Origin of the sequence: Halomonas sp. 707B3 (assembly GCF_024158645.1) — a bacterium.
Lineage (GTDB): Bacteria > Pseudomonadota > Gammaproteobacteria > Pseudomonadales > Halomonadaceae > Vreelandella > Vreelandella lionensis.
In genome coordinates, this window is record NZ_JAMZBE010000164.1 from 1 (window position 1) to 7,033 (window position 7,033).

General features: G+C 58.8%; 5 protein-coding genes and 2 pseudogenes. 4 read left to right on the plus strand and 3 right to left on the minus strand.

All coding sequences use genetic code 11. The features are described 5' to 3' along the window. Positions 1-674: pseudogene (gene malF, locus BIS10_RS16110) on the minus strand (maltose ABC transporter permease MalF); the annotation flags it as partial. A 62-nt stretch (positions 675-736) separates the two neighbouring features. Beyond that, positions 737-1,924: a maltose/maltodextrin ABC transporter substrate-binding protein MalE gene (gene malE / locus BIS10_RS16115; RefSeq protein WP_083025991.1), complete on the minus strand. Its 1,188-nt coding sequence runs from the start codon at positions 1,922-1,924 to the stop codon at positions 737-739. A 324-nt stretch (positions 1,925-2,248) separates the two neighbouring features. On the opposite strand from malE, the gene zwf reads away from it, so the two are divergent. From zwf to BIS10_RS16135, 4 genes are all read left to right on the plus strand, one after another. Then, complete coding sequence (zwf, locus tag BIS10_RS16120; protein WP_253506670.1) at positions 2,249-3,742, plus strand: glucose-6-phosphate dehydrogenase; 1,494 nt, start codon at positions 2,249-2,251, stop codon at positions 3,740-3,742. 1 nt (position 3,743) lies between these two features. Continuing rightward, the gene (gene pgl, locus BIS10_RS16125; protein ID WP_083025989.1) at positions 3,744-4,409 is read left to right on the plus strand and encodes a 6-phosphogluconolactonase; all 666 of its coding nucleotides are present in this window, start codon (positions 3,744-3,746) and stop codon (positions 4,407-4,409) included. A 42-nt stretch (positions 4,410-4,451) separates the two neighbouring features. Continuing rightward, entirely contained in the window at positions 4,452-5,114 is a 663-nt protein-coding gene (locus BIS10_RS16130) for a bifunctional 4-hydroxy-2-oxoglutarate aldolase/2-dehydro-3-deoxy-phosphogluconate aldolase (protein ID WP_159341832.1), read from the plus strand. 187 nt (positions 5,115-5,301) lie between these two features. Continuing rightward, positions 5,302-6,783 carry a glycoside hydrolase family 32 protein gene (locus tag BIS10_RS16135; protein WP_253506673.1) on the plus strand — a complete coding sequence of 494 codons (1,482 nt, stop codon included), beginning with the start codon at positions 5,302-5,304 and terminating at the stop codon, positions 6,781-6,783. Positions 6,784-6,804: 21 nt separating this feature from the next. Here the strand turns inward: BIS10_RS16135 and BIS10_RS16140 are convergent. Beyond that, a pseudogene (locus BIS10_RS16140) lies at positions 6,805-7,033 on the minus strand (carbohydrate kinase); the annotation flags it as partial.

Below are 7,033 nucleotides of genomic sequence, written 5' to 3' on the forward strand. Positions count from 1 at the left end.
TCATAGCGGTTGACCATGGGCGCAAACTGGCGCAAGCCCGCCATACGCAGTTCGCTGCCGTCTGGAGTGACCAGCCGCAAACCTTGCAGGGCATCCCGTGCTTGAATAATGTCACGCATGCCCAGCGCTTCCTGTGCGGGCGGGGCATCGGCTGCCTGAACGCCAATCTGGCGATTTTCCTGATTGGCAAAATTGAGCGGAGACGACACAAACCGCTGGCCCTGAGGGCTTTCCAAATAGAGCCTTACCAGCTCGCCTTCGGGGTAGAGCGTTAGGTCAAAAGCGTTGCCTTCCGCTTGATAGGTTTGGCTCATGAGCTGGCCACGCACCCGCTCTTCTGAAAGCAGGTTGGTAGAGCTGTAATTACTAAAGCTGATCCCGAAAGTGTAAATCAGCGGGAAAATAACAAAGACCCCGAGGCCTGCCACTGCGGGGAAAATATAGCGGTGGCTCATCAGCGTGCGTTTGGTGAACACCACGCCCAGCGAGCCGCCTAACACTAAAAACAGCAGGGCAAACATCCACTGGCCGTTCAAATGGAAGGCCAAGACTAACCAGAGTAGCGCAATCACCAAAACAGCAATCACGCCACGCATGGCCCAGCGGGTGTAGCGTTCAGTAAGATGGCGAGAGCGATGGCGGGGAAGGCCACGAGACGCGTTGGTGGTATACATGATGGCTTCCTGAAAGCTGCCCAGCCGCTAATGCCGCTGGGCAGGGAGGGGAAAGATAGAGGCTACTGACGCATGCGCCGTGCAGCGGCATCCAACGCTTCTTGGGGGGATTGGCGACCGCTGCCAATGTTCTGCAGCGCGGGCTCCATGGCGGCCCAGAAGGCTCCCATTTCAGGAATATTAGGCATCGGCATGCCTACTTCGGCGTTTTCCAGCGTGGCGGCAATGTTGGGGTTGTCCGCCAGCTCGGTTTGGTAATCAATATGGGCCACCGCGCCTAGCGAACCGTCGCTGTTGAAGGTGCGCATCCCCTCTTCGCTGAGCAGGTAGTTCTCTAAAAACTCAATGGCTAAAAAGTCGTTGGGCGTGGCGGAGTTGATCATGGCGGTCATCACGCCAAACATCGGCTTTGCCCGCTCATCGCCTACTTTAGGTAGCAGCGCCACGCCGTAATCAATGCCGCTGCGCTCCAGGTTAGGCCATGCCCAGGGGCCGCTGATCATGGTGGCTACTTCGCCTTGGTTGAAGCGGGTATCCATCAGGTTGTAGTCGGTGCCGCGGGGCAGTACATCGCTTTCGATCAGCTCAACCAGTAGCTCTGCGCCTTGCAATGCGCCTTCATTGTTGACGCCGATATCGCTGACGTCGTAGCCGCTGTCGGTCTGTTTGAACGGGTAGCCGCCGTTGGCCGCTAGCAGTGTCCAGCCGTAGTAGGGTTCGCTGTAATCGAACAGGATGGCTTTCTTGCCTTCTTGAGCCAGCGTGGCGTCCAGCTCCATCAGTTCGGCAAAGCTCTCGGGCGGCGTTTCCACCAGCGCTTTGTTGTAAATCAGCCCAAGGGATTCCACCGAAATCGGGTAGCCGTAGGTGTCGCCATTCCACAGCGCGGCCTCCCAGGTGAAGTCGTAGAACGCTTCGCGGAAACTGTCGCTGGGAGCGATCGGTTTGAGCAGGCCGCTCTGTGCCCATTCACCCATGCGGTCGTGGGCCCAAATCACGATATCCGGCCCTTGGCCGCTGCCTGCCGCCTGCTGGAAGCGGTCGGTCAGGTTGTCGGGAAACACGACTTCCACTTCGATGCCGGTATCTTCTAGGAACTGGTCGGCGACCGCGCGGATGCCTTCCTGGCCTTTATTGTCGCCCATCCAAATGGTTAAACGGTCATCCTCAAAGGCGAAGGCGGGGAGTGTGGCGGTGGCTGCTAGCGTAGCGGCGAGCAGCGGCGTGAAAAATGGACGAACCATTGCCATGATGTGCATACCTCGTTGTGACGTTGTTGTTGTCGTGCGCGTTCTCACATGACGCGCTTTGTTCACGGTCAGCGTCGCTAATTACGCACAAAGCCACCTCCTCCTTGGGGGGAGGAGGGGTGGCGTATCCGAGGGGCGTAGAGTAAAGGTAGAAGCGTAGGCGGTCAGGGCGCGACATCGTCGTTGTAAAACCCACCGGAAAGGGCAGCAGGCGACAATATTTTGTAGTAAAATTACACGAATTATTGCGTATAATGCCTCACATCAGATAGATTTTAGGTAATCTAACTACATTAGATAGCCTAATTATAAATAGGAGCTGAGATGAGCCAGTCACATGCCCCGCTGGGCGATCCGAATCACGCTATTGATTTAGCGCTTTTTGGGGCGCTTGGCGACCTTGCCATGCGCAAGCTGTTTCCTGCGCTGTATCATCTTGACCGCGAAGGCTTGATGCCCGAAAGCACGCGGATCATGGGGCTGGCGCGTCAGGAGCACGACACTGCCGCGTTTCGTCAACTGGTCAGCGGTGCGCTGCAAAAGCGCCTGAAAAAAGACGAGCAGGATAAAGAGAGCCTGGAGCGGTTCCTGAACCGCTTAGAGTATCTCAAGCTCGACTTCGCCACCGCAGAGGGCTATGACGCCATTCGCCAGTGGCGCGAAGGCTCCAAGCAGCCCATGGTGGTGTATCTATCCGTCGCGGCACGCATCTATGGCGACATTTGCCGCAATTTGCAGGCGAGCAACAGTCTAGATGACGATACCCGCGTCGTAGTAGAAAAGCCGATTGGCTATGACCTAGCCTCTTCTGAGGAGATCAACGACGCGATTGGTGCCGTGTTCCCCGAGTCGCGCATCTATCGTATTGACCACTACCTGGGTAAAGAGACGGTTCAAAACCTGATCGCCCTGCGCTTCGCTAACCCGCTGTTCGGCACCCAGTGGAACCAGAACCATATCTCTCACGTAGAGATTACCGTCGCCGAAAAAGTCGGTATTGAAGGCCGCTGGGGCTACTTTGATGATGCAGGTCAGCTGCGGGATATGGTGCAGAACCACCTGCTGCAACTGCTGTGCTTGATCGCCATGGACCCGCCCTCCAACCTGGATGCCGATGCCATCCGCGATGAGAAGGTAAAAGTGCTTAAAGCGCTGAAACCCTTCACCGGTGAAGCGCTGGGGCGCGACGTAGTGCGCGGCCAATACATTGCTGGCACCAGCGATGGCCAAGCAGTGCCGGGCTACCTGGAAGAAGAGGGCGCCAACACTCAAAGCCAGACCGAAACCTTTGTAGCCATGAAAACCGAAGTGGCTAACTGGCGCTGGGCAGGCGTGCCGTTCTACCTGCGTACCGGTAAACGGATGCCGGAAAAACTGTCGCAAATTGTCATTCACTTCCGTCAGCAGCCGCACTACATCTTCGACCCGGACCAGCGTGGCATTGCCTCCAACAAGCTGATTATTCGCCTGCAGCCGGAAGAGGGCATTGCCCTTCAGGTACTCACCAAGGATAGCGGCCTTGATAAAGGCATGCGCCTGCGCCCTGGCCCTCTGCACCTGGATTTCAACAGCGCCTTCCCGAAATCGCGTATTCCCGATGCTTACGAGCGTCTGCTGCTAGAAGTCATGAAAGGCCAGCAGTACTTGTTTGTGCGCCGGGATGAAGTGGAGCACGCGTGGCGCTGGTGCGACCAGTTGATCAGCGGCTGGAAAACACGCGAAACCCCGCCGCGCCGTTATCCGGCGGGCTCTTGGGGGCCGGTCGCCTCTATTGCCATGATTACCCAGGATGGCCGCAGCTGGTACGAGGATTATTAACATGAGCGAAGCACGTCAAGCGCTAGCCGAGCAGCTAGCGGAAGCCGTCTATCAGGCGCTAGCCGATGACCTTGCCAACCAATCACGTGCGCTGCTGGTGGTCTCCGGTGGCTCCACGCCCGTGCCGTTTTTCAAGGCGCTGGCGCAAAAGCCGCTGGAGTGGGCGCGGGTCGATATCACCCTGGCCGACGAGCGCTGGGTAGATGAGCAAAGCAGCGACAGCAACGCCAAGCTGGTGCGCGAGAACCTGCTGCAGGGTCCCGCCGCCGCGGCTACGTTTGTGCCGCTAACCTCTGACGCCGGTACGCCGGAAGAGGGCGTGGCAGCGGTAGCAGAAGCCACCGCCGGGCTTGCTTGGCCAGCGAGCGTGGTGATTTTAGGCATGGGCGGCGATGGCCACACGGCTTCGCTGTTCCCCGATAGCCAAGAGCTGGGCCTAGCGCTTTCTACCGATGAGCCGCTAGTGGCCGTGCGTACTCCCAGCCAGCCGCAGCCGCGCATTACCTTCTCGGCGGACCGCCTGCATCAGGCAAAGCGCCACATTCTACATATTACCGGCGACGATAAGCGTGCCGTATTGGCGAATGCCATGAGTGGTGACGATGTTCGTACACTGCCCATCCGCGCCTTCTTATCTTGCCCGCTGGCGATCTACTGGGCGCCCTAACGCTACACTTTCGCCAATAACAATTTGCTTGGAGACTCACTGATGACCATCGATAAACAGCTACCCTCAACGCGCACCGCCGAGCTAGACAGCATCTGCCTGAAAGCCGAAGTGATCCCGGTGATCACCATCGAGCGCCTGGAAGACGCCGTACCGCTGGGTCGCGCCTTGGTTGAGGGTGGCCTCACCGTGCTGGAAATTACCCTGCGCACCGACTGTGCCCTGGAAGCCATCAAGCGCATGAAAGAGGCGCTGCCGGGCGCCAGCATTGGGGTCGGTACCGTACTCACGCCTGCCCAGTACCGCCAAGCCGAGCAAGTCGGCGCTGATTTCGTCGTTACGCCAGGTGCCACCGAGGCGCTTTACCGCTACGGCGTAGAGAGCCCCGTACCGATGCTGCCGGGCGTTTCTACCATTTCTGAGCTGATGACCGGCTGGCAGTACGGCTACCGCCGCTTCAAGTTCTTCCCCGCAGAATCCAGCGGCGGTGCTAAAGCGATCAAAGCATTCGGCGCACCGATCCCCGAAGCGCGCTTCTGCCCCACGGGCGGTATCACGGTCGACAACGCCGAATCCTACCTCTCGTTGCCGAACGTAATGTGTGTAGGCGGCTCTTGGCTGACGCCGAAAGCGATGGTCGATGCCGAAGATTGGGATGGCATCCGTGAACTGGCCCGCCAAGCCGCAGAGCGTTTCCACCATTAATATTAATAGGTAACACCGTACCGAGCACTCTCGTTACTTGCCTCACTGATGTCGGGTCGTGTGAGCAAGACGTTTGCCCGAGCATGTCGCCATGCTCGGGCTTTTTTGTGTCTACACCTAAAGGGGATGGTTCAGAACATAAGCAGTCGTGATACGCTAACTTAAACGATTAAGTTAAGGTTTAAGCATGACGTTAGTGGATTTTGAGCCCCAGCGCCCGGCGGTGCATTTTGCGCCGCCGATGGGGTGGATGAACGACCCCAATGGGCTGGTGTTTTTCGATGGAGAGTACCATCTGTTTTATCAGTTTCACCCGTTCAGCACCGTTTGGGGGCCAATGCACTGGGGACATGCGGTAAGCCGTGACCTGTGCCACTGGCAGCATTTACCCATTGCGCTGGCACCCAATGAAGAGGGTGCCTGCTTTTCGGGTAGCGCCGTGGTGGATGAGCACGATGTCACGGGGCTGTTTGACGGCCAGCCGGGGCTGCTGGCGTTTTACACCTGCCACCGGGTGCTCTCAGATGACCCAGAAGATTACCAGCAGTCCCAGTGCTTGGCGTATAGCCGCGATAAGGGCCGTACCTGGCAGCGCTACGAGGGGAGTCCGGTTCTGCCACCGCCTGGATTTAAAGATTTCCGCGACCCTAAAGTGGTTTGGCATGGCCCTAGCCAGCGCTGGGTGATGGCGCTGGCCTGTGGGCAGGAGATTCACTTCTATACCTCCCACAACCTGCTGGAGTGGCAGTTTGCCAGCGCCTTTGGCGAAGGCGAGGGCGCGCATACTCAGCACCCCTGGGAGTGTCCGGATCTGTTTGAGCTGCCGGTGGACGGCGCTGGGCCGGATGAGCCCGCCACGCGCTGGGTGCTGGTGGTGGGGATTGGCGCCACGCCGGATAACCCGTTTGGCTCGTTTACCCAGTACTTTATCGGCGAGTTTGACGGCCAGCGTTTCACCAATGACAACGCTTCTGACGCCGTGCTGATGATGGACGAAGGGCGGGATTTTTACGCGGTGCAGAGTTGGTCTAACACGCCTGGTCGGCAGCTTGCGCTGGCGTGGTTGAACAACTGGCAGTACGCCAATCATGCCCCCGAAACGGGCTGGCGAGGCACCATGAGCCTGCCCCGAGAACTTACCTTGCGCGCGACTTATTGTGGGGTGCGGTTACATCAGCGTTTTGCTCGCGAAGCAGCTCAAGCGCTCAGCGCCCTAAGCCACATATCGCCTCGCTCGCTTCAAACGGCAGGGGAGCACTGCATTGCTTTGCCAAAGGGCGCGGCGGTTTACGGCCAGCTGACGCTGGTGCTTAAAGCAGGCACAAGACTGGCGCTATCGCTGCAGCAGGGCTATCAGCAGCGGCTATGGCTGACCGCAGGTGAATCAACAACGTCGCTACACTATGAGCGTCAAGGGAGTAACGGTCAGGCCGCCTTTGATGAGCACTTTGCCTGCGATCACGCGGCGGGAAGCGTCGATGGGTTAACGGTGACGGTGAGGTGGTGGTGCGATCATGGCACGCTGGAAATGTTGATCGAAGGAGCCACCGAGCAGCGCAGCATCACCCAGGTGAGCTTTGTCGATCATCGCCGTCAACCGGTTATGCTGGAAGTCGTCAGTGGGCGGGTGGATGTGGCGGAAGGGGTTACCCAGAGCGTCGTCGAGTAGCGAACTCGACGACGCTGAGTGCTAGCCTGCCGAACTGCGCAGGGCTTCAATATCAGCGTGGGTGGGCAGTGCGGCATACGCGCCGGGGCGGGTGACCGCGTGGGCGCCGCAGCGGCAGGCAATGTCCACTGCGCGGGTGAGAAACGCGCTGTCCTGGTGCCAGCTCTCGCTGATGCCGTAGCTTGAAAGCTCCGCGAGCGGGCCGCCAATAAAGGCATCGCCACCGGCGGTGGACACCACCGCCGTGACG